Origin of the sequence: Streptomyces sp. ISL-10, from assembly GCF_018614575.1 — a bacterium.
Lineage (GTDB): Bacteria > Actinomycetota > Actinomycetes > Streptomycetales > Streptomycetaceae > Streptomyces.
This window is the reverse complement of sequence record NZ_JAGGOJ010000008.1, coordinates 47,746-69,232: the sequence shown is the minus strand read 5'-3', so window position 1 is coordinate 69,232 and position 21,487 is coordinate 47,746. Positions and strand designations below refer to the sequence as shown.

Annotated in this window: 20 protein-coding genes; 7 read left to right on the top strand and 13 right to left on the bottom strand. The window is 72.7% G+C overall.

Going from position 1 to position 21,487, the window contains the following annotated elements; translation table 11 throughout:
- Positions 1-5: 5 nt before the first annotated feature.
- The 5 genes from J7E88_RS09155 to J7E88_RS09135 form a co-directional block, all read right to left on the bottom strand.
- Positions 6-1,607 (bottom strand): alpha-amylase family glycosyl hydrolase, encoded by a 1,602-nt coding sequence (locus J7E88_RS09155; RefSeq protein ID WP_215179110.1) that lies wholly within the window; start codon positions 1,605-1,607, stop codon positions 6-8.
- Between the two features lie 76 nt (positions 1,608-1,683).
- Positions 1,684-1,893, bottom strand: a complete 210-nt coding sequence (locus J7E88_RS09150; RefSeq protein WP_215179109.1) for a hypothetical protein — start codon at positions 1,891-1,893, stop codon at positions 1,684-1,686.
- Complete coding sequence (locus tag J7E88_RS09145) at positions 1,857-2,216, bottom strand: hypothetical protein (protein ID WP_215179107.1); 360 nt, start codon at positions 2,214-2,216, stop codon at positions 1,857-1,859. The genes J7E88_RS09150 and J7E88_RS09145 overlap by 37 nt, the downstream gene beginning before the upstream one ends.
- An 11-nt stretch (positions 2,217-2,227) precedes the next feature.
- Entirely contained in the window at positions 2,228-2,389 is a 162-nt protein-coding gene (locus tag J7E88_RS09140; RefSeq protein ID WP_215179105.1) for a hypothetical protein, read from the bottom strand.
- Between the two features lie 384 nt (positions 2,390-2,773).
- Entirely contained in the window at positions 2,774-3,928 is a 1,155-nt protein-coding gene (locus tag J7E88_RS09135) for a S1 family peptidase (RefSeq protein WP_215179103.1), read from the bottom strand.
- A 303-nt stretch (positions 3,929-4,231) separates the two neighbouring features.
- On the opposite strand from J7E88_RS09135, the gene J7E88_RS09130 reads away from it, so the two are divergent.
- The 3 genes from J7E88_RS09130 to J7E88_RS09120 all read left to right on the top strand — a co-directional run bounded on the left by J7E88_RS09130 (position 4,232) and on the right by J7E88_RS09120 (position 8,341).
- On the top strand, positions 4,232-5,890 hold the full coding sequence (locus J7E88_RS09130; protein WP_215179468.1) for a serine/threonine protein kinase: 1,659 nt from the start codon (positions 4,232-4,234) through the stop codon (positions 5,888-5,890).
- On the top strand, positions 5,887-6,684 hold the full coding sequence (locus J7E88_RS09125) for a hypothetical protein (RefSeq protein WP_215179101.1): 798 nt from the start codon (positions 5,887-5,889) through the stop codon (positions 6,682-6,684). The genes J7E88_RS09130 and J7E88_RS09125 overlap by 4 nt, the downstream gene beginning before the upstream one ends.
- Positions 6,685-6,838: 154 nt before the next feature.
- Positions 6,839-8,341 (top strand): DUF6056 family protein, encoded by a 1,503-nt coding sequence (locus tag J7E88_RS09120; RefSeq protein ID WP_215179099.1) that lies wholly within the window; start codon positions 6,839-6,841, stop codon positions 8,339-8,341.
- Here the strand turns inward: J7E88_RS09120 and J7E88_RS09115 are convergent.
- Together J7E88_RS09115 and J7E88_RS09110 are read right to left on the bottom strand one after the other, a co-directional pair.
- Positions 8,316-9,305, bottom strand: coding sequence for a glycosyltransferase family 2 protein (locus tag J7E88_RS09115; RefSeq protein ID WP_215179097.1), 990 nt, complete (start codon positions 9,303-9,305; stop codon positions 8,316-8,318). The genes J7E88_RS09120 and J7E88_RS09115 overlap by 26 nt on opposite strands.
- A 183-nt stretch (positions 9,306-9,488) precedes the next feature.
- Positions 9,489-10,445: a lytic polysaccharide monooxygenase gene (locus tag J7E88_RS09110; protein ID WP_251022359.1), complete on the bottom strand. Its 957-nt coding sequence runs from the start codon at positions 10,443-10,445 to the stop codon at positions 9,489-9,491.
- 412 nt (positions 10,446-10,857) lie between these two features.
- Between J7E88_RS09110 and J7E88_RS09105 the strand changes: the two genes are divergently transcribed.
- Positions 10,858-11,625 (top strand): aquaporin, encoded by a 768-nt coding sequence (locus tag J7E88_RS09105; protein WP_308307431.1) that lies wholly within the window; start codon positions 10,858-10,860, stop codon positions 11,623-11,625.
- 36 nt (positions 11,626-11,661) lie between these two features.
- Here J7E88_RS09105 and J7E88_RS09100 read toward each other — a convergent pair whose 3' ends face one another.
- The 3 genes from J7E88_RS09100 to J7E88_RS09090 form a co-directional block, all read right to left on the bottom strand.
- On the bottom strand, positions 11,662-12,222 hold the full coding sequence (locus J7E88_RS09100) for a helix-turn-helix transcriptional regulator (RefSeq protein WP_215179093.1): 561 nt from the start codon (positions 12,220-12,222) through the stop codon (positions 11,662-11,664).
- Between the two features lie 9 nt (positions 12,223-12,231).
- On the bottom strand, positions 12,232-14,658 hold the full coding sequence (locus J7E88_RS09095) for a helix-turn-helix domain-containing protein (protein WP_215179092.1): 2,427 nt from the start codon (positions 14,656-14,658) through the stop codon (positions 12,232-12,234).
- Between the two features lie 94 nt (positions 14,659-14,752).
- Positions 14,753-15,484: a hypothetical protein gene (locus tag J7E88_RS09090; protein ID WP_215179091.1), complete on the bottom strand. Its 732-nt coding sequence runs from the start codon at positions 15,482-15,484 to the stop codon at positions 14,753-14,755.
- Between the two features lie 77 nt (positions 15,485-15,561).
- Between J7E88_RS09090 and J7E88_RS09085 the strand changes: the two genes are divergently transcribed.
- Entirely contained in the window at positions 15,562-16,488 is a 927-nt protein-coding gene (locus J7E88_RS09085) for a LysR family transcriptional regulator (RefSeq protein ID WP_215179090.1), read from the top strand.
- On the opposite strand, the gene J7E88_RS09080 is transcribed toward J7E88_RS09085, so the two are convergent.
- On the bottom strand, positions 16,478-17,488 hold the full coding sequence (locus J7E88_RS09080; RefSeq protein WP_215179089.1) for an endonuclease/exonuclease/phosphatase family protein: 1,011 nt from the start codon (positions 17,486-17,488) through the stop codon (positions 16,478-16,480). The two genes, J7E88_RS09085 and J7E88_RS09080, sit on opposite strands and share 11 nt — an antisense overlap.
- Positions 17,481-18,128: a hypothetical protein gene (locus tag J7E88_RS09075; RefSeq protein WP_215179088.1), complete on the bottom strand. Its 648-nt coding sequence runs from the start codon at positions 18,126-18,128 to the stop codon at positions 17,481-17,483. Before J7E88_RS09075 ends, J7E88_RS09080 begins: the two co-directional genes overlap by 8 nt.
- Positions 18,129-18,288: 160 nt before the next feature.
- Between J7E88_RS09075 and dnaN the strand changes: the two genes are divergently transcribed.
- Positions 18,289-19,407, top strand: a complete 1,119-nt coding sequence (gene dnaN, locus J7E88_RS09070; RefSeq protein ID WP_215179087.1) for a DNA polymerase III subunit beta — start codon at positions 18,289-18,291, stop codon at positions 19,405-19,407.
- A gap of 311 nt (positions 19,408-19,718) precedes the next feature.
- The gene (locus J7E88_RS09065) at positions 19,719-20,447 is read left to right on the top strand and encodes a carbonic anhydrase (RefSeq protein ID WP_215179466.1); all 729 of its coding nucleotides are present in this window, start codon (positions 19,719-19,721) and stop codon (positions 20,445-20,447) included.
- Between the two features lie 52 nt (positions 20,448-20,499).
- Here J7E88_RS09065 and J7E88_RS09060 read toward each other — a convergent pair whose 3' ends face one another.
- Positions 20,500-21,225 carry a class I SAM-dependent methyltransferase gene (locus J7E88_RS09060; RefSeq protein WP_215179086.1) on the bottom strand — a complete coding sequence of 242 codons (726 nt, stop codon included), beginning with the start codon at positions 21,223-21,225 and terminating at the stop codon, positions 20,500-20,502.
- Positions 21,226-21,487: the final 262 nt, after the last annotated feature.

Sequence of the window (21,487 nt, the reverse complement as noted above, 5' to 3'; positions counted from 1 at the left end):
GCGGGTCAGGCCCCCGGCGCAAGGCTGTACACGCCGTACGCGAAGCCCTCCGCGGTGATCGTGCCGTCCGCGATGCGGGTGCCCCGCGCCTCAAGAGCGCGGGCGCCCGCGGTGCGGGACTCGTCGAGCGTGATCGCGGCCGGGGCCGCGCCGGGGTTGACGATCACCAGGTACCGGCCGCCGCGTACGTGGACGACCGGGTAGCCGGTGTGCACGATCTCCACCGAACCGGAGGGGCCGAGCTCCGGCGAGCCGCGGCGCAGGGCGATCAGTCGGCGGACCAGGTTCAGCAGCGAGGCGTCGTCGGCGCGTTGGGCGGCGACCGAGGGGCGGGCATGGTCGGGGTCGAGGGGCAGGTAGAGGTCCTCGGCCGGGGCCGTGGAGAAACCGGCGTTCTCGGTGTCGTCCCATTGCATGGGGGTACGGGACCCGGCCCGGTTGTAGCGCGGCCCGAGGACGCTGCCCTCCTTGTCGGGCAGGTCCGGGACGAAGCGCATGCCGATCTCGTCGCCGTAGTAGATCGCCGGCAGGGTGGGCCAGGTCAGCTGGAAGGCGAACGCGGCAGGGAGCTGTTCGGCGGTCCGGGGACCGCAGTTGAGCCGTGAGAAGTCGTGGTTGGCCGTGGGCAGCGCAGTGAAGCCGCCGTCCCCGATGGTGTCGGTGGCGGACTGCCAGGCCTCCACGAAGTGGGCGGGGGTCCCCTTGCCCTCGGGATCGAAGAAGCAGTCGATGGGGTCCCAGTCGTCGTTGTCGGTGCCGGCGCGGTTGTTCCACAGGGAACGCAGCGGACGCCCGTTGGTGGGGCCGCCGAACTGGAGGAAGAAGTCGGCGTGGAAACCGGCGGGCACGGCAACGGCCGGGTCGCCCCACTCCGACAGCAGCACCGCCTCCGGATGGGTGCGGTCCAGCCAGAGCCGCAGCTCGGCCCAGACAGCGGCGGTCTCGCGCTTGTCCGGGTCGTCCTTGACCAGGGAGGCGGCCATGTCGACGCGGAAGCCCGCGAGCCCGAGCCGCAGCCAGTGGTCCATGATGTCGCGCAGCGCCTGCCGGTTGGCACGCGGTCCTTCGGCGTCGGGGCTGTGCCGCCAGGGTTCGGCCGGGTCGCTGCGTGCGTAGCCGAAGTTGAGGGCGGGCTGGGAATCGAAGAAGTTCGGCAGATACGCGCCGGGGCGGCGGCCCGGGGACGCGACGAATCCGTCGGGACGCGCGCCGTCGGTCCAGATGTAGCGGTGGTCGGCCGGGTCGTCGGCCGAGGCCCGGAACCAGGGGTGGCGGTCCGAGGTGTGTCCGGCGACGAGGTCGAGCAGGACCCTGATGCCCCGGCGGGCCGCCTCCGCGACGAGCCGGGCGAGGTCGTCGTCGGTTCCGTAGCGGGGGGCCAGGCGGAGGTAGTCGTCGATGTCGTAGCCGGCGTCGCGGAAGGGCGAGGAGAAGCACGGGTTGAGCCAGACCGTGTTCACGCCCAGCCAGGCGAGGTGGTCCAGGTGGTCGGTGATGCCGTTGAAGTCGCCGATGCCGTCGCCGTCGGAGTCGGCGAAGGATTGCGGGTAGATCTGGTAGAAGACGGCGTCGGCCAGCCAGGCGGGGGCGGGTCGGAACGTGGTCATGAAGGGGGTGCAGCCTTTCGTTGCGGGGCGCCGAGTGTGGTGCGGCGGCCGGGTCAGCCCTTGACGGCATCGGAGGTCAGGCCGGAGACGACGGCTTTGCGGAAGACGAGCACGAGCAGGCGATGGGCAGGACGGAGACGGTCGCGGCGGCGAAGATCGTGCCGTAGGGGACGTCGTACTGGTCGCCGAACAGGGCCATGCCGACGGGAATCGTGCCGTAGGCGTCGGCACTGTTCAGCGTGACGGCTATCAGGAATTCCGTCCAGCACGCGGTGAACGTGAACACGCCCGGCCGGGCCTCCGGCAGATCACCGAGACGACGGTGCGTACCGGAGAGGCGCCGGCGTCCATCCGGGCGACCTCCTCCATCTCCCTGGGGATGGAGGAGGTAGTTCCGCAGGATCCGGACGGCGAACGGCACGGTGAGCGCGACGTGGCGGCGACGGCGGCTGTGGGGCCGAAACCGAGGTTCTGGAACATGACCTGCCAGCCCAGCAGCGCGAGCGACTGCGTGGCGTCGCCCGGTCCGCCGCCGGTCAGGGCGAACGGCACCTTGCTGACCTGGGCGTGGCAAGGGGTGTTGGAGGGGCGGGAGGCGAGTTCGGTCATGGCGTCGGCGTTCAGGACGGCTGGCCGCCCGCGAGGTCCGGGTCGCTGAGGACGGCAGCGCCGGCGGGGATCATCGAGTTCCGGGCGAGGATGGTCCGGCCCTCGGTGCTGGTCATCCACTTGATGAAGGCGAGGGTCACGCCGAGGTTCATGGAGTGCGGGTCGACCATCATGTTCCAGCCGCCGATGTTCGACGAGCCGGGCGAGGGGTGGCCCTCGAAGGGGCGAGGGGTGGCCCTCGAAGGTGGGCAGCGCGGTCATGCCCACCTTGCCCTTGATCTTGGACACCTAGCGGTTCTCGGACTCGCCCCACGCGTGACCCCAGTTGCGGTGGAAGGCCGCTGCCCGCTGGTGAACGCCTGGAGGGACTGGGCCTCCTGGAAGGAGAGCATGGCCTTGGGCGCGACGCCCCGCTGGAGGAGGGAACGCGTGTAGCCGAGAGCCTTGCGATTCCCGGACGAGTCGGTCGGCGACTCGGTGCCGTCGGCGCTGACGGTGGCACCGCCCGCGGACGCGGACCGTTCTGCCCAGTCGGCCGCAGTCGGCCCACCGCGCCGTCAGGCGGTGTGCAGCCTCAGTCCGTAGCGGGCCAGGATCTCGTTGACCGGCTGGTACCAGGTCTGTCCGCCGCCACTGCAGTTGCCCCAGCCGCCCGACGTGACGCCCTGCGCCTGGTCGCCGCTGATGAACGAACCCCCGGAGTCACCCGGCTCGGCACACACGCTGGTCTTCGTCATCTGATGGACCGCGCCCTGGCTGTAGTTGACGGTCTCGTTCTTCGCGAGAACGCTGCCGCAGTGCCAGTGCGTCGTGGAGCCCGAGCGGCATATCGAGGCGCCGACGGGGGCCTCGGCCGAGCCGCGCACCAGCCGGTCGGGCACCGTGCCCCAGCCGAGCACCACAGGGACGGTCCACCAGCCGCTGCCGACGCTCACCCACGCGTAGTCGTTGCCGGGGAACGACGACCCCTGGAACGTGCCGATGTGCGAGCCGTCCCAGCCGCGCACGGCCGCGCCCTGCTGCCCGCAGTGGCCCGCGGTCACAAAGCCGCCGTGGACGGAGAACCCGATGGAGCAGCGGACGTTGCCCGTGTAGTACGGGTCGCCGCCCACCGTTCCCGCGGCAAAGGCCCGCGGTGCCTCGGCCACTTCCCTGACCTGGACCGGGCCGGTCTCGCGGGCCCGGTCCAGGAAGGATGCGACATCGTTGTCCATGCGGTCGGCGGCGACGACGTTCACCACGATCCGATTGGCCTCGGGGTCGACGTGCCAGCTGCTCACCCCGCCGGGAGCGGGCAGCGCGTCGATCTTCCGCTTGGCGGAGTCCAGCCGTCTCGCGCTGTGCTCGACGATCCGGACGTCCGCTCCCGTGGCGCGTACGGCGCCGGCCCTGCGGGGTTCGGTGACGGCGACGGTCAGGCGTGCGGTGTCCGCGTCGAACCAGGAGCCCGCGTACGCGCTCCGGGCGGCGCGGCGCGCCTGTGTCTCGATCCCGATGGCGGCCCGCTCGGCGGCGAGCCGTTGTCGTGCCTGACGTTCGGTGAGCCCCAGGTCCCTCTGCAGAGCGGTGAGCAGACCGGCCGACACCTCGCCGTTCGACGAGGGGGCCGGTTCCTGCACCGTGGCGGAGGCGGGGCCCCCACCGGCGGACGCCCAGGTTCCGACGGCGAGGAGTGCGGCCAGACCGGCGCGCATGACCGTCTTCGCGCGCACGGCCGGTCGGTGGGTGGATTCCGTATGGATGGCTGACGTGCGTCTCAAGGCGTTCGACCCTTCGCTCGTTCCGACAGCACGGGATGGAACAGACCATTCTGAGAGCGCTCTCAGGATGCGCCTGCCCGGAGCGTACCGGAGGTGGTCAGGTCAGGTCCATGCCAAGTACGAGCCGGCGCGGGAATGTCCTGAATCCCTGCGGGAACCGGCCGTGAGGGAAATGTGTCTGTGCTGGGGACAGTCCGTGTGCCGGGTCCGCGCCGATGACCGGGGCAGGGGGTGTCCACCAGGCAGGGGGACGCGATGGGCGTGTGGACGGTGCCGGGATACACCGAGTCCCGGGAGCTCGGGTCGGGGGGCGGTGGTCGCGTCGTCCTCGCCGTTCACGACGCCACCGGTGTGCCGGTCGCGGTGAAGTACCTCAGCGAGCGGCTGCGCAGCGACACGGCGTTCGTACGGGAGTTCCGGGCGGAGGCGCAACTGCTCGGCGGGCTGGATTCACCGCATGTCGTACGGCTCTACGAATACGTCGAGGGCCCGCGCGGCGCCGCCATCGTCATGGAGCTGATCGACGGAATCGCTCTGCGGGCACTGCTCCTGCACGAGGGGGCGACCGGTCCCGAGGCGGCCCTGACGGTGCTCAAGGGATCCCTGCTGGGGCTCGCCGCGGCCCATGGCGCGGGCGTCGTGCACCGCGACTACAAGCCCGAGAACGTGCTCGTCTCGGCCGACGGCGCCTCCAAACTCGCCGACTTCGGCATCGCGACCGGCCGGGACACCACTCCGGGTGTGGCGGGCACCCCCGCGTACATGGCACCGGAACAGTGGAACGGTGAACCCGCCTCCCCCGCCGCCGACGTCTACGCGGCGACCGCGACGTTCTACGAATGTCTGACCGGCCACAAGCCCTACCGCGGCGAGAACTTCGCCGAGCTGGCGCTTCAGCACCTCGGCGCGCCGGTTCCCGAGGACGACACGCCCGAGGCGGTGCGGCCGCTGATCAGGCGCGGGCTGGCGAAGTCGCCCGCGGACCGTCCGCAGAGCGCGGCGGCGTTCGTGGCCGAGCTGGAGGAGATCGCCGGGGCGGCGTACGGGCCCGACTGGGAGGAGCGCGGGCGGCGCAGGCTGGCGGCGCTCGCGGCGCTGCTGCCACTGCTCTTCCCATCGGCCGGGGGCGGCGCGGCCGGGACCACGGATGTGGCGACGACGTCCCTGGGCGACGGTTGGGGCAGCGGAGCCGGCGGACAACTGACTCCCTTGCTGCGCCGGGTACTTGTCGGCATCCTCGCAGCGGTGGTCGCCGGTCTCCTCGCCGTCACCGCGCAGGCGGGCGGGGACGCGGGACGGCGGACCACCTCCGAGGCCGCGGCCACGACCAGTGCCCTGCCGACCGGATCCGAGGCGCCGCACGCGGGATCCGACGGGTCGGGCGGTCCGACGCCGTCGCCCGGTGTCTCGACGGGCTCGCCGCCCTCCCCCTCCGAGAGCGACACGCCCGGCACCAGTGCCTCCCCCACAACTGACGCACCGCCGGTCACCGGCGCACCCACGCCGTGGCCGAGCACCGATCCGACCACCGAGCCGTCCTCGCAGCCGACATCGTCGAGGACACCGACGACGCCGACCGCGGCACCGGTGAACGTCAAGTCCGTCTCCGTCACCAGCTTCCGCCAGACCGGCCCAGCGACCGGATCCGCGTCCGTCGACGTGGCCACGGACGGCACGGATGCGGTCACGATCGTCGTGTCCTGGTACACCGGCGACACCAAGGGACAGCTCGGCGCGCCGGACGGAACCCAGACCTTCGAGCGCAGCGGCGCCACGCAGTACACACTCACGCTCGCCCACACCTTCCAGGGCCAGGGCTGCTACTGGGCCGTCCAGGCGTCCACGGACCCCGGAGCCGCGAACGGCAACTCCACGCAGCAGCTACCGACCCGAAGGGGGTGCACGATCACATGAACGATCCCCGCAGGCCCCGCCCGGGCCCCGGACAGGGCGGCGCCGGTGACGAGGAGTACAGCGCGACCGCCCTGGGCAGCCACTGGTTCGAACACCCCGAGCACCCCGAACACCCCGAGCCGCGCGACGCCGTCGACACGCCCACCGCCGTGCTCGGCCACTCCCTGCCGGACGCCACCGCCGTGCTCGGCCACTCCCTGCCGGACGCCACCGCCGTACTCGCTGATCCCCTACCGGGCGCGCGGGACGCCGTGCCCGATCGGGCAGAGGGAGACGTCCTGCGGTTCGGGCCGGGGGTCACGGCAGCCGTGCGGCGGCAGGACGGAGCCCCGACGAACGTCGACATATGGCACGGCACGCTCGCCGGGCAGTCCGGGAGCGGCGGCCCTCCGCGCCGGCGCGGCCGCGCGCTGCGCCGCAGTGCGCCGGTGGTTCTCGCGCTGCTGGCCGTGCTGGCGTTCCTGGCCTGGCAGCGGTTCGGACCGGGTGTCTCCGTGCGCGGCGTGGCCGTACGGACGCCCGCGGACGGACCGGGGTGCGACGGCACCGCCGATGTCGTGGGCGTGGTGCGGACCGACGGCCGGCCCGGCACGCTCACCTACCGATGGCTGCGCGGCGACGGCACGACGTCGGGGCCGCTCCACGAGAAGGTGACGCGCGGTCAGCAGCAGGCGCGGCTGCATCTTCGGTGGACCTTCCACGGTCGCGGCGAATACCACGCGCACGCCGAACTGGAGGTCATGTCGCCGTCGCGCCACACGGCCTCGGCGCGTTTCGTGTACGCCTGCCCGTGAAACGGCGCGTGCCCCGGCCGGTGTCGCCTCGTACCGCGAGAGGCGCGGCCTGTCGCCGACGGTCACCGATCTTGCCTGGCGGAAGATGGAACGGTGCAACCGGGATTCACCTCTTGGTTGCCGGACCATCAGTTTTCCGAAGGGCAGTGATGACATGGCCGTTGACGCGTCGGGCGTCACCGTCGCACGAGAACCGGGCGGGCTCGGCGCTCCGGGGCGGCGGAGCGGCCCTCGCGGTGCGTGGGCGTCCTGGTGGGCCGCCTGGCCGTTCGCCCTGGCGGCGCTGCCGCTCGGGCTGCTCGCGCTGGCGTCGTGGTTCGGGCGTCATGTGCGGCCCAGCGCCGACGAGTGGTGCTTCCTCCCCGTCGTCCGCGACCACGGCATCTCGGGCCTGATCGGCAAGTTCTGGTACACCGACAACGGCCGGCTCGGCAACGGGCTGCTCGTGGGGCTGTACGCCGAGTTCCCCGTCGCGGGGCACCAGTGGTTCGGCCTCGTCAGCGGCGTGCTGATGCTGGTGCTGCTGTGGGCCCTGACCGCGCAGGTGCTGCGCAGAACGGGCCAGTCGGTGCCCCGCGGGATTCCGCTGCTCGTCGCCGCCATGGTCATGGCGGTGTTCCTGTTCGCCACACCGAACACGTACAAGACGTTCTACTGGCCCGCCGCGTCCGTCTCGCACACCGTGGCGCCGGTCCTGGCCGGTGCAGCGGTGCTGCCGCTGCTGCGGGCCCGTGGCCGTCGCGGGCGGGTCGCCGCCCTGGTGACGGTGGCGGTGGCGGGCGTGTTCATGGGGACCCTGTCGGAGGAGGCGTCGGTCGTCGCGCTGGTCGTGCTGTCCGGTGTCGTGCTGTTCGCCCACCGCCTGTTCAGGAACGGTGCACGGCGGTTCGCGCGTCTCTGGTCGCTCGCGGGCATGGCCGGTGTCGCTGCCGGCACCCTGCTGCTGGTCTTCTCGCCGGGGTCCCGCAACCGGCGCGAGCGGTACGGCGCCGAGAGCACGTCCATGCTCGCTCCCGAATCGCTGCTGGGCTCCCTGCGCGGCTTCGCGCACATCCTGGCCACGGTGTTCTCGACGTGGCAGTACGTGGGCGCGGTCGCCGCGGGTGTGCTGCTGGGGCTCGTGGCGCGCCGCCGGACCACCCGGCCGTCGGTCCTCCTCCCGTGGCGGCCGCTGCCGCTCCTCTCGCTGGGCGCTGCGGCGTTCCTGGTCTCGGGCTACCTGTGCACCGTCATCACCTATCCCGTCTTCGGTGCGAAAGTGGTGACCACGGAACGGACCTGGAACGACTATCTGCTGCTGTACATCGTGCTGCTGGTGACCGCGGGGGTCTTCCTCGGCCGGCGGCTGCGGCGGTACCGGCCGGGCGTCGCGACGGCGACGGCCGCGGCACTGTGCGCCGCGACCGTGCTCGGGCTCGTGGCCCCGCTCGTCTCTCTCGGGCACGATATGCAGGTGCGGGCCGAGCGGTGGGACCGCCAGGACCGCTCGCTGCGGGAGGGCGCCGCGCGGGGGGCGAAGGAACTTCCCTACACGCCGGTGTCCGTGGCGAGGATGCTGGAACCGTTCAGCAACAACGGGCGCCGGGTGTGGCCCGCGCAGTGCGTTGCCGACTACTACGGCCTGGAGAAGGTCACTTACTCCAGACAGCTTCCCTGACCTGCGGCTCCGGCTGCGAGGGGGCCGACTCGTCGGTCTCGCGGATCACGTAGTGGGGGCGCCGCTTGGCTTCGTGGTAGATCCGGCCCACGTATTCGCCGATCACCCCGAGCGTGGCGAGCTGGATGCCGCCGAGTCCGACGATCGCGGCGATGAGTGTGGCGTAGCCAGGGGTCTCGATGCCGTGGATCACGGCGTTGCCGATCGTCCAGGCCGCGTAGCCGAGGGCCGAGAGCAGCAGCCACAGGCCTGTGTGGATCGCGAGGCGCAGCGGGCGGCTGTTGAAGGAGAGCAGGCCGTCGATGCCGTAGTTGAGCAGCCGCCGTCCGCCCCACTTGGAGCGGCCGGCGGCGCGCTGCACATTGGTGTAGGTGAAGCTGACGGTGTCGAAGCCGATCCAGGAGAAGAGGCCCTTGGAGAAGCGGTTGGACTCCGGCAGGGACAGGATCGCGCCGACCGCGCGGCGGGAGAGCAGCCTGAAGTCGCCCGCGCCGTCGATGACTTCGACGTCCATGAAGTGGCGCACAAGGCGGTAGTACGTCTGGCTGAGGGCGGTGCGCAGGATGCCTTCGCCGGTGCGGTCACGCTGGGCGATCACCTGGTCGTAGCCGTGGCCGTGCAGTTCCAGCATCCGCGGGATCAACTCGGGCGGGTGCTGGAGATCGGCGTCCATCAGGACGACGGCATCGCCCTTGGCCATGTGCAGGCCGGCGAGCATGGCGGCTTCCTTGCCGAAGTTGCGGCTGAAGGACGTGTACCGCACGCGGGGGTCCGCTGCCGAGAGTTCCTTGAGGTGCAGCCGTGTCCGGTCGTTGCTGCCGTCGTCGACGTAGCAGATCTCGAACGCCGTCCCGGTCGGCTCCAGAGCGGAGAGGAGGGCCTCGTGGAACGCCTCGATGACCTCGCTCTCGTTGAAGCACGGCACGACGACCGATGTGACGACCGAAGCAGGGACCGTTGTCATCTCACTCCATGCGCTGTGATGCGGGCGGGCTGCGGCCCGTTGCACTGGAAGAAGATGAGCGGCGGCCCGTCGAGGTTGCCTCCATGGTGGGACGAGTCGCAGTTCGTTGCGGGAGACTCGCCCTTTCCGGCGCGTCGGCTGGGCCGTTCGGAGGGTCCGTTGCCGTGGCTCGTTGACGGCGGGTCAGAGCCTGCGGCGGCGCAGCGCCAGGGATCCGCACAGCGAAGCCAGGGCGAGTGCGGCGGCCCCACCGCCGACAAGGATGCCCGGCGTGCTCCCGGTGTCGCGGCCGGCGGACGCCGGGGCGGGGCGCGGAGCGGCGGACGAGGGCGGCGCCGGCGTGGTCGGTGGGACGGCGGACTCCGGATCCGCCGGTGCGGAGGGGGCCTGCGGTTCTCCGGGCTCGGCGGGGCCGGTTCCCGGGCCGTTCGCCGGTGGCTCCTCAGGCTGCGCCGGCAGGTCTTGCCGCTCGTCGTCCGCGGGGACGATGACCACGTCGGAGCAGGAGTAGTAGGTGTCGGGTGTGTCGGTGTTGCGCCAGACGGTGTACAGCACATGGCGTCCCGTCAGTCCGTCCGGCAGCCGGCCGCTGACGCGGTACGCGCCGTCGGTCGGCTGGAGGTCCGTGGCGGTGGCGAACGGCTGATTCTGCAGGTCCGACCACCGCAGTGGCGCGGCCGGGTCGTGGCCCGCTTCGGTGAGGTAGAGGCTGAACGTTCCCTGGTGCGGGATGGTGGAGCGGTAGGTGAGGGTGAACGGGGCGCCCGCCGTCAGCTGCGTCGCGGGCCAGTCGGCGCGGGCGGTGTCGAGCCCGCGGTAGGCGTCGAGGCCCGCGCTGCACAGCCGCCCGTCGGGGATCGCCTCGCGGTCCCGGCCCCGCACATCGGGCAGTCGCAGGTTGTCCCATGCGTCGAAGGACACTCCCCCGTTGGCCGCCAGGGCGGCCCGGCAGGCCGCCGACGTGCGCAGCTCCCCGCCCTGCGGACCGCAGGCCGCCACCCTGCTCACGGGGTCGACCGGTGCTCCGTGCGCCTGCGCGGGGCCGGCGGCGAGCCCGGTGAGCAGGAGCGGTACGACACCGGCCAGTACGGCGGCGGTGGCACCGGCTCGGGTTGCGTGGTGGCGGCGCTGGTCGTTCATCGGCGGCGTACCTCCTGGAAGGGCGCGGCGGCCGGCGTGAGTGGCGTCGGCGCGTGGGGCCGAAGCGTCGGCGGTGTGCGGCCGACGGTGGGCGGTGTGCGGCTGACGAGGAGTACGTCGGCGGCGGGCCCCGCGTTCACGCATGTGTCATGGAGCCCGCACGGCGACCCGGCACTGGGTGGCGTCGCTCTGCCGGACCGCGGGCCTCGAGAACGCCCCGGCGCGTCCGCGGCCCGGCCGTTCAGCGCCCGGGTCCCGGCTCCGCGCGGGGCGGCGGGGAGCCTGCGGACCGTCGGGGGCCGCAGGCGGCGCTCAGACGGCCGGCCGGGCGCCCTTGCGCCTACCCCGGCCACGAGTCTTCCGTGTTACGGAATACACTTTCCACGTAGCGACATGGGTGGGGAGAGAGATCGTGAGTGGACAACCGGCGCTGCCGCGTCGCGCAATGGCCGAACTGGTCGGCACCACCGCACTGGTGACCGTCGTGGTCGGTTCCGGCATCCGCGCCGCCGGCCTGAGTCAGGACCCCGGGATCGCGCTGCTGGCCAACTCACTCGCCTCCGCCATCGGACTCGGTCTCCTGATCGCGCTGCTCTCCCCCGTCTCCGGCGCCCACCTCAACCCGGTGGTGACGCTGTGCACCTGGTGGTCCGGGGAACGACCAGACCGGGCGGGCGGCCGGGAGGCGCTGACCTACATCACGGCTCAGCTGGCGGGCGCGATGGCCGGCGCCGTGCTCGCCGACGTCATGTTCGGCCGGCCGCCCGGGATCTGGTCCACGCACACGCGCTCGGCGTGGCATCTGCTCCTCGGCGAAACGGTCGCGACGGCCGGACTCGTCCTGCTCATCCTGGGCCTGCGGCGGACCGGACGTGCCCGCTTCGCCCCCGTCGGAGTCGCCGCCTACATCGCCGCGGCCATCTGGTTCACGTCTTCCGGCTCGTTCGCCAACCCCGCGGCCACGGTGGGCAGATCCCTGTCGGACTCCTTCACGGGCATCGCGCCCGCGTCGCTCCCCAACTTCATCGCCGCGCAGGCCGTCGGCGGCCTGCTGGGCGCCGGCCTCGCCGTCCTGCTGTACGGGCGCCACGCGAAATCCGCCGGGTCCGAGCAGGCGGCGCGCAGCGCGGCCGGGCCGAAACGGCCTTGCCGGTGCGAGACGCTCGATCTGGCCTCATGAACGGCGGCGCGACGCCTTCCAGGGCCGGGGAGCGGGTCAGCTGTAGTCGATCTCGACGTAGTCGATGTCGGTGAACTCCACCTGGAGGCCGTCCGCTCGGCGCCCGCGGTCCTTGAAGTAGATCTCCTGGAGCCCTTCCGCCGCGATCTGCTGCAACTGCCGCTCGCTCGCGCCCTCGTCCTGCGCGGCGAAGAGCCGGGCCGCGTAGTCGGGGGGCAGGTGCTGGGTGATGCGGCGGATACGGCTGTCGTCGGTGCTGCCGGGAGCCGCGGTGAAACCGAAGCGGGCCCGGGTCTCGATCACCAGGCCGCGCGCCGTCGCTGCCTGCCTGCGGGCGCGCTCCTTCACGCGCGGCTGCCACAGGCGGCGCACCTCAGCGGCCATCCGGTCGGCGAGTTCCTTACGGGGCCGTTTGATCTGGCCCTTCAGGTAGCGCTCGACCGTGCGCTGGGAGACGCCGAGTTGTTCGGCGACCGCCCTGGTGGAGCCCTTGGCCTTCTTGACGAGGAAGCGCACACACGCCTGTGCGCCCACCGGGATGGGGCGGGTGGAGACGTTCTGCGCGGCCCGGTCCAGGCTGTCGCCTACTTGGCCCATGACCTGCTCCTACTCTCCGTCGTCCGAGGCGCTCGAACCCTTGATGTGCCGCGCGGGGTTGAGGCCCTGGTCGAGCAACTGCACCGCCCACATCATGGACTGCGTACCCTCGTGCTTGACCATCCCCGGGCTCACGCCGAGACGGAACGCGCCCGGTGCCGGCCCGCCGTCGGCCGTGTGCGGCAGGAAGTCCAGCGGGCTCGGCCCGTCCGACAGGTAGACGGCGCCGTCCGACAGCAGGGCGATCGCGCACAACGCGTCCTCGCCGAGCCGCAGATGCCCCACCGGAGCGGGCTCGCGCTGCGTGGCCAGTGCGGTCCGGAGGAGCTTGCGGTGCATGTTGACCCGGGCCGTGGCGATGACCGCTGCGCGGATGTCGGGCCGCCAGGTCGGCCGGGACAGCGCCGGCCACGGCTCCCCCGGCCGGTAGGACGTGCCCTGGGGCCGTTCCCGGAGCTTGCCGATGCCGCCCTTGACCGTTGCCTTGATCGCCGTGAGCACGGCGGCGAGGGCCGGGTCGCTCTGCCGGTGCGTCTCCATCGCGGCGAGGAAGGCCGGCTCGCTCATGCCCGATTTGACCCCGAGGTCGGCCATCGTGGCCTTGTACGCCTCACTCAGGCGCTTGTACCAGGGATCGAGATATGGTGCGCTCGCGGTGCGGACCCATGCCTCGACCGGCGCGATCGTGACGGGCAGGCGGTAGGTGTCGACGAGTTCACGGGCATAGGCGACGGTCGGTGTCGCGTACCAGGCGGGACCGTCGGGACGGATGCCGCCCGGGGTGAACGGGTTCGGCAGCCGCGGATCGATCTCGATTCCCGACAGGTCGACCAGCCAGCAGCCCGGAACCGACTTGTCGAACGCGGGCGCGCGCACATGGACGGCCTCCCCCAGGCCGACGGCGAGGCGGTTGGCGGCCGCCAGGAACGCGGTGTTGACGTCGATGCCGACCGCGTACGCCTTCGCGCACTCGGCGTCCGTGAGGAGCTCGGCGTCGCGCGTCCACTCGAACGCCTCCTCGTCGAGGACCTCGTCGGGGGTCCGCCGGTGGCCACGCGGATACAGCGAGGCGACGACGGGGTGCTCGTCCGGGGCCTCCGGCGGCGCGGGGTCGACGGGCTCGGTGAGCGATCCCGGCACCGCGCCCGACGTCCAGGCGCCGGTGCCGGGGTCCTGCACCGCGCGGGTCGGCGGCCGCAGCGCGGCCATCAGCTCCAGCCCGGAGACGGCGGCCGACCCCCGCGGCGTCAGGACCCGGGCGGCGTACGTGCCGAGGACGCGGGCCAGTTCGGGCGGCGGCAGGGTGGCGGCTTCGCCCCACGTACGGGTGTCGAGGGCGCCCCACGGCAGGACGGCGAGCTGAACGCACCTGCGCTGCCCGGCCTGGGCAGGACGGTAGATGCGCGGCCAGGGACCGAAGCCCCGCTTGGTCAGCCGCCACTTGGCGCGCGCAAGTCGGCGCACGACCGGGTGGTCGTCCGGGAGCCGCAGCGAGCGGCGGTCCGCCAGCGCGGCGGGCAGACCGAGGCGCACGGCGGCGGCCTCGGTCAGCACGATCAGCGGGTCGGCGTCCTTGCCGTTGCGGTTCAGCCGCGGCGCGCCGAGCCGCGTCTCGCCGAGCGCCCACTCGACGAGGGCGGACACGTCGTCGGCGGGGCAGTCGAGGATCAGGCCCCCCACGCAGTGGGCGCGGCCGTCACCGTCGAGCACGGCGAGCGGCCCGTCGGCGAACCGCGGATCGACGGCGGGTACGGGAGGTTCGACGGACCGCTTCCGCGCACGGTCCGGCGCGGCGGCGAGGCCGGGGCGTCCGGCGGACCCCCGACCGCCGCTGTCGGGGGTGGTGGCGGGCACGTCGGCGGCGGTCCGGCCGCCGCGCTGAGGGACGGCCCCGGGTACGCCCTCGGGGGCGCGGGCCGGGGCGCGCCCGGGGGCGCTGGCCGGAGCCGGGTCAGGGGTCACGTCGGCCGCGGCGACCGTGCCCTCGACGGAGCCCGCTTCCGGTCCGGGGGGCGCGGCGGGGGCGGCCGGGGCGGCGGCAGCGGCCCGCTCCGGCGCGGGGGGCGCTTGGGACGTGGCGGCCTGCTCCGGGACGGACGCGGCCGGGGCGGGGGCGGGGATCGCTCCGGATTCGGGCAGCGGGTCCTGCGCAGCGTCGGGCTGAGGCGCGGTCCGGGGCGGGTGGTGGGCGGCGAGGCCCTCCAGGAGCCGGGCGTAGGCCGCGCGCTTCGGGGGGCGCGGCTCCGTCCGGCCTGCTTCCCAGCTCGTCACGGTTTCCCGGCGCACCTTGAGCGCCCGGGCGACTTGCTCCTGGCTGACCCCGGCGGCCTCGCGAAGACGCTTGCGCTCCGGGGGTGGGGGCAGCGTGTCCTGTGCCGCCGCCTGTTCCAGCAGCGCGTCCACCGCCGCGAACAGCTCCGCCTGCTCGTTGGCCACGCCGATCACCTCCAGCGCCCACCCTAGCCTCCAACACACCGCGGATCGCACACCGATCACACCCGGCTTCCGGCACGTGACGGGACGAGTACGGTCATCCGGTCCCACGCCGGGCGTGCTCCGCGGCCGCGAAGGCGAGGGCCCGTACGACGGGGTGCGGGCGCGTTCCGTCGCCGGCGAGTTCGGGCTGGAACAACGTGGCGAGGAAGAAGGGGTGGCCCGGCAGTTCGGCGATGCGGACGTCACCGGTTCCGTCCCACCCGCTGAAGCGCAGACCGTGTTCCCGCAGCACATCGAGGTACGCCGGGTTGGTGCCGTACGAGCAGTGGTAGCGCTCCACGGTCCGCTCGGCGCCGAGGATCCGTTCGGCCAGCGAGCCGCGCTCCACCTCGACCGCGCCCTCGCGCCCGACCAGCGAGCAGGCGAGGGGGACGATCAGGGCGTCCTCGGCGCCGGGGCGGTTCTCCGCGTGGATGGCCTCCCCGAGGGCGCAGACGGACCGGGCGTACTCGAGGACCGCGTGCTGGAACCCGCCGCATGTTCCCAGGAACGGGATGCCCCGCTCGCGGGCGGTGCGAACGGCGGCGACCGCGCCCGCCTCACTGGCGTACGGGCTGCCCGGGACGAGCCACACGGCGTCGAATCCGGTGAGCGCGCCGGGCTGTTCGGCGTCGGGGGTGGCGATCCAGAAGGCGTCCAGGACGAGTTGGTCCCGCTCGGCGAGCGCCGTCAGCAGAGCGGGGATGCGGGCGTGGGCGCGGACGCCGGGCGAGCGGTCGCCGACGAGGGCGAGGCGGGGCGACAAGGTGGGGTGCGACGGAGACATACGAGCATCCTGGCCCGACCGATACGTTCAGCACCAACGATGATTCATGACCTTTCCATCAGCGATACTGATGGACCATGGATCCGCATCTGCTGCGCACGTTCGTCACCGTGGTCGGCGTCGGCTCGTTCTCGGTCGCGGCACGCGAATTGGGCTACACGCAGTCCGCCGTGTCGCAGCACATCGCCGCGCTGGAGCACGACTTGGGCGCCACGCTGCTGCTGCGCCGTCCCGTCGCGCCCACGGAGGCGGGCACACGTCTGCTGGAGCACGCCGGGCCGCTGCTGCTGCGGCTTGATGCCGCACGCGCCGACATCGCCCGGCTGTTGTCGGCGACGACGGGCCGGCTCGCCGTCGGCGTCACCCCGCTGGCCATGTCGTCGCGCCTGAGCGGGGCACTGGCCGACGTGCGCCGGGAGCAGCCGGGGCCGGCGGTTTCCGTGCGCGTCGTGGGGCAGTCCGCCGTCGTGCAGGGGGTCGCCACCGGCGAGCTGGACCTCGCGCTGGTCGACGGCCTGGCCGCGCCCAGCGACCCCCTGCACCTGCCCGAAGCAGGTCCGCTCACGACGATCGGCGTGGCCGAGGAACCGCCGGCCGTCGCGCTGCCCGTCGGGCACCCGCTGGCCGGCCGGGACGGTGTCCGGCTGGCCGACCTCGGCGACGCACGATGGATCGACGCTCCGGACATCACGGTGGGGCAGGACCGGTTGAGAACCGTCTGCGGGTACGACGGCTTCCCTGTGTCGCTGCGGTACGAGGGGACCGATGTACGGGGTCTGCTCACCCTGGTCGCCGCCGGTCACGGCCTCGCGCTGCTGCCGGCCTCGGTGCTGGAAGGTGCCTGCGACGTGGTGGGCGTCGCGGTGACGGTGCCGCGCATGGTTCACCGGATCGAGGCGGTGCACGGCGGAGCGAGGGCGGGGGTGGGGGCGGGGGCGGTGGCTCTGCTGGCCGACCGGCTCACCGGCCCGGCGCGCGGGGACGCCGATGTCGTCAGAGCCTGATGCGGGCAACGACGGGCAGGTGGTCGCTGCCGGTCGCGGGCAGCGATCGGACATCGACGACGGTCGCGGACCGCGCCATGATCTGGTCGATCCTGGCCAGGGGGAAGGCCGCGGGCCAGCTGAACGCCATGCCCGGCCCCGCGACCTCCAGTTGAGAGCTCACGGGATCGAGACCGCGGTCGTCGACGGTGGCGTTGAGGTCGCCGAGCAGGACCACACGCTCCGCCTCTTCGGCGGCGATCGCCGCCCCCAGGAGCGCGGCGCTCTCGTCCCGCCGGTCGGAGCTCATGCCGTGCGGCACACCGAGCCGCACCGAGGGCAGATGGGCCACGTAGACGGCGACCTCGCCCATGGGCGTCAGCGCGGTGGATCGCAGGCCCCTGTTCCAGCCCGGGCCGATGCCGCGGGGCCTGATGTCCACGGGCCGTACGTTCTTGAGGGGATGGACCGACCACAGGCCCACGCTGCCCACGACCGCATGGTGGGGAAAACGGGCCGCGAGCGCCCGCGCGTACACGGGCAGCGCGTCGGGGGTCAGTTCCTCCAGGGCCACGATGTCGGCGCGCGCCCGCAGCAGTGCCTGTGCGGTGCCTGCCGGATCGGCGTTCACGTCACTGACGTTGTGCTGCACCGCGACGATGTCGTGGGGCCCGTCGTCGGCGGGCAGGAGGAGCGAGCCGAACGAGGCGAGCCAGGCCACCGCCGGCAGCAGCAGGGCGACGAGGGCGGTGAACGACCTCCGCAGCAGTGCGGGGACCAGCAGCACCGGCACGACGACGCCGAGCCAGGGCAGAAACGTCTCCAGCAGACTGCCGAGCCGGCCAGGGGTGTTCGGGACGGCCTGGTGGAAGGTGAGCAGGAGCGCCGTGACGACGGCGCACGCGGCGACAAGTCGGCCTCGTGGCCGGGTGGGAGCCGTGGCGTCCGCGCACCGGCTTCCATCGCGGCGGAGCCGACGGATGGGCCGCAGCGGGTGCTGTGCCAGGTGCGGCTCAGACATCGAAGGCCTCGAGGGTGACGAGCGCCGTGGTGCCGTTCTCATAACGCACGGTCAGCCGGACGACGTCGGCGCCGGTAGCGGCCTCGGCGGCGGTAGCGGTAGCTGTGGCTGTGGGAGTCTCGCCCGTGACGGTCTCCGCACCGGTGGCTGAGGCTGTGGGGGCCGTGGCGGAGGGCGTCGGTTCAGTGAACGGCTCCGCGGGATCGTCGCTCTCGCCGAACTCGATGCAGACGTCGTCGGCGCAGTGTTCCTTGGGCCGAGCGTCCGGGTAGGCAGCCTTCAGCCACTCGTCCACATCGGCGCGCGGCATCCGGAACGTTCCGCGGACCACGTCGTCCATCCACTGGTCGATCGTGCAGTCCTCGTCGGTGGTCTTCTCCGGGAGGGTGCCGTGGGCGAACTCCATCGCCGTCGAGCAACTGACCTCCGAATGCGTGCCGAACGGATCGTCGCTGACCATGAACGAGCCAATCGCCCACACCCACCACGCGACCACGGCCCCGCACACGGCCAGGGGCACGGCGAGCAGCGCCCACAGCGCCCGGCGCGGCCGTCTCGTCCGCGGCCCGGCCTGCGGGTGCTCACCCGCCTCCCGCGCATCCGCCTCGACGGCCGGGCCGCCGTGCTCCGTGTCGTTCATGACACCCCCGTCCCCGTACCTGCCGGAGGCCGTTCGGTCTCCTCGCTCACAAGATCCTGCCAGGTCCCTGTGACAAGGGCGTTGTCAGTGGTGACGGATAGCTTCGAAGCATCGCCGGCGCCGCCGACGTCGCAGCCGCCGTCGCAGAAAAGGGGATCGCATGGAGTTCCGGATCGTACGCAGTGAGCTGGCCGAAGCGGTCGCCTGGGCGGCCCGTGTGCTGCCCGTCCGCTCAGCGGTGCCCGTGCTCGGCGGCCTCCTCCTGGACGCGGACTCCGGGAGGCTGCGCATCTCGGGGCTGGACTACGAGGCGGCCGCCCGCATCGAGATCGAGGCGGACGTGGTGCGGCCGGGCAGGGTGCTGGTGATGGGGCGCCGGCTGGTGGACATCTGCAAGGTGCTGCCTGCGGGCACGGTGGCGTGCTCGGTCGACGGGTCGCGGTTGTCGGTGGTGAGCGACGGCGCGCGGTTCGGTCTTTCGGTGCTGCCGTTCGACGACTTCCCCGCCCTTCCTCCGCTGCCGGAGCTCCGCGGAGTGGTGGACGCCGAAGCGTTCGCCGCGGCGGTGGGGCATGTCGCGGTCGCGGCAGGGCGTGATGACGCGCTGCCGGTGCTCACGGGCATCCGGGTTGCCTTCGACGGCGAGTCAATGACGTTGGCCGCGACCGACCGGTACCGGTATGCGGTGCGCACGCTCGGCTGGAAGCCGCAGATTCCGGACGCGTCCGGCGATGCCGTCGTGTCGGCGCGCAGGCTCATGGACATCGCGCGCTCCCTGGCCCGCTCGGGGATGGTCCGGATCGCGCTCGACGCAGGCTCGATCGGCTTCGAGAACGGAGACATGCGGATCACGACGCGCCTGCTGGAGGGGCAACTTCCGCGTCACGACAAGCTGTTCGCCCTGACACCCGCTGCTGTCGCGGTGACGGATCGCGAACCGCTGCTGGAAGCGGTGAAGCGGGTCGCTGTCGTCGCCGACGGCGACAGCCCTCTTCAGCTGGACTTCACCGGCGGCTCGGTGCAGCTGCGGGCCGGGTACGAGGACGATGTGGCCTCGCAGCGGCTGCCGTCGACGCTGGAGGGTGCGTCGGAGATGACGGTCGCGTTCAACCCGTCGTATCTCGTGGACGCGTTGTCGTCCTTCGACGCGCCCGTGGTCCGATTCGATCTGCTGGGCCCGGGGCAGAGGGCCCTGCTGACGGGCCTGGTGTCGGCGGACGACATGGACCGGAACCCGGCGCACCGTCATCTGCTGATGTCGGTAAAGCCCCTGGTGTGACACCGGATCGTCAGCGAGCCGACCAGGAGGGTGGTCGATGAGGGCCACCTCGCCGCCGGCCCTGCGTACGGCCGCTGCCTCCGCGGCGACGTGCTCGTCGACGCGCCGGGGGGAGAGGGTGACGCCAGCGGAGGACCGGAGCATGCGGTCGTCCGGGTCCGATGCGCGCCGGATTCATGTACGCGAACGCCTTCTCTGCTCGGCTTCCATCCCTGGCCAAGCTTTGTCCAAGCAGGCGCAAAGAACTGGGCGATGCGCGCTTCTGACGCTGCGGGCGCTTTACGTTCACGTGCGTGACAGTCATTCCACAGATGAACACGTCGGTGGCCAAGAGCCGCCGCACCCTGCTCCGCGCCGCCGTCGCCGGCGGAGCCATCGCCACGAGCGGCCTCGCTCTCGGAGCCGTACCGGCCTCCGCGACCGCCGTCATCGCGCACGTGCCGACGCGCACGCGCCCCGGCACGCCGGCCGCCGCCCTGCGTGAGCTGGCGGCGGGCAACCGCAGGTGGCGCACCTTCCACCAGCAGCATCCGCACGAGACGGAGGCCGTGCGCGAGACCATGGTCCGCGGCCAGCACCCCTTCGCCCTGATCCTCGGATGCATCGACTCCCGGGTGCCGCCGGAGCTGGTCTTCGACCAGGGGCTGGGCGACCTGATGACGGTGCGCTCCGCGGGCGAGGTGCTGGACGAGGCGGTGCTCGGCAGCGTGGCGTACGGCGTCCTGGAGCTGGACATACCCCTGGTCATGGTGCTCGGGCACCAGTCGTGCGGGGCGGTGACCGCGGCGGTGCGGGCCGAGGAGACGGGAGAGGAACTGCCCGCCCACATACAGTACATAGCCGATCACATACGCCCGGCCATCGACCACAGTCAGCAGGGGCAGGCACGGATAGAGTCGACGATCGACCGCAATGTCGCCCTGGTCAGCCGACTGCTGGCCAGGGAGCCCGATCTCGCGGCCAGGATCACCACGGGTGCACTGGGCGTCGTCGGCGCGCGCTACGAGCTGACCTCGCAACGGGTGCACACCCTCACCTGACGCTCCGCCGGTCGGGCGGGAGGCGGGCTCGGTCCCGGCCCGTGGCGCCCGGTCAGTCGCGCCGCGCGACCACGAGCCGGGCGCGCGGCGCGCCGCCGGGCAGCCGTCCCAGGTCCACGAGCGGCGTCAACTCCACGGAGAACCCGGCTCGTTCGAGGTCGGCGCACACTCCGGAGAGCGGGAAGGTGCGGTAGTACATGATGAACCGGGGGCGCCACACGGCGTTGCGCACCCGCATGGCGACATCGAAACCGAGCAGCGCCCAGTAGAGCCAGGTCCCCGGCCCCGGCGGGGCGAGCACCGGGAAAGCGAACCGGCCGCCGGGCCGCAGGGCGGCGTGGGCCTGGGCGAACAGCAGGGGCCGTTCCTCGGGCAGGAAGTGACCGAACGCGCCGAAGCTGACGGCCAGGTCGAAGTCGCCGTCGAAGGGCAGGGCCCGGGCGTCCGCCCGCACCCAGGAGACGGCGGGCGGCCCCCCGGCGGGGAGCGCGGCTTGGGCGGTGGCGAGCATGCCGGCGCTGAAGTCGACGCCGGTGACGCGGTCGGTGCACAGGTCGCGCAGCATCCCGACGCCCGCGCCGGTACCGCAGCAGACGTCCAGCCCCGCGGTGAACGGGCCCAGCGGCCGCAGGGCCTTCGCCACGGAGTCGAGGACCGGGTCAGGGGTCCGGAAGGGTGTCAGGTCGAACTTCGGCGCGAGCAGGTCGTAGCCCCGCTGCGTCGAGGACAACGCCTGGACGGCGAGCTCTTTCAGGGACGGCCCGTGTGCGGTGAACATCGCTGATCAGCCTAACGGCACCGGCCGCACCTGGCACCGGTCCCGCCGCCGCGGCCCAGCATCTGGGCGCGGCACGCGCCGATGGGCGCCACGGGCCGGCTGCGTTCGGTCCGGCCGGAGCGGGGCAGTGCGCTCGGCTGCTCAGCGCCCCCGCGGCGTCCGACGCGTTCGAGGTGAGGTGGGGTCAGTCCGTCCACCGGGCGTCAGCGACACGGCGTTGCCGCTGCTGGGCCGGGATCGGGCCGCATGGTCGCAACCAGGC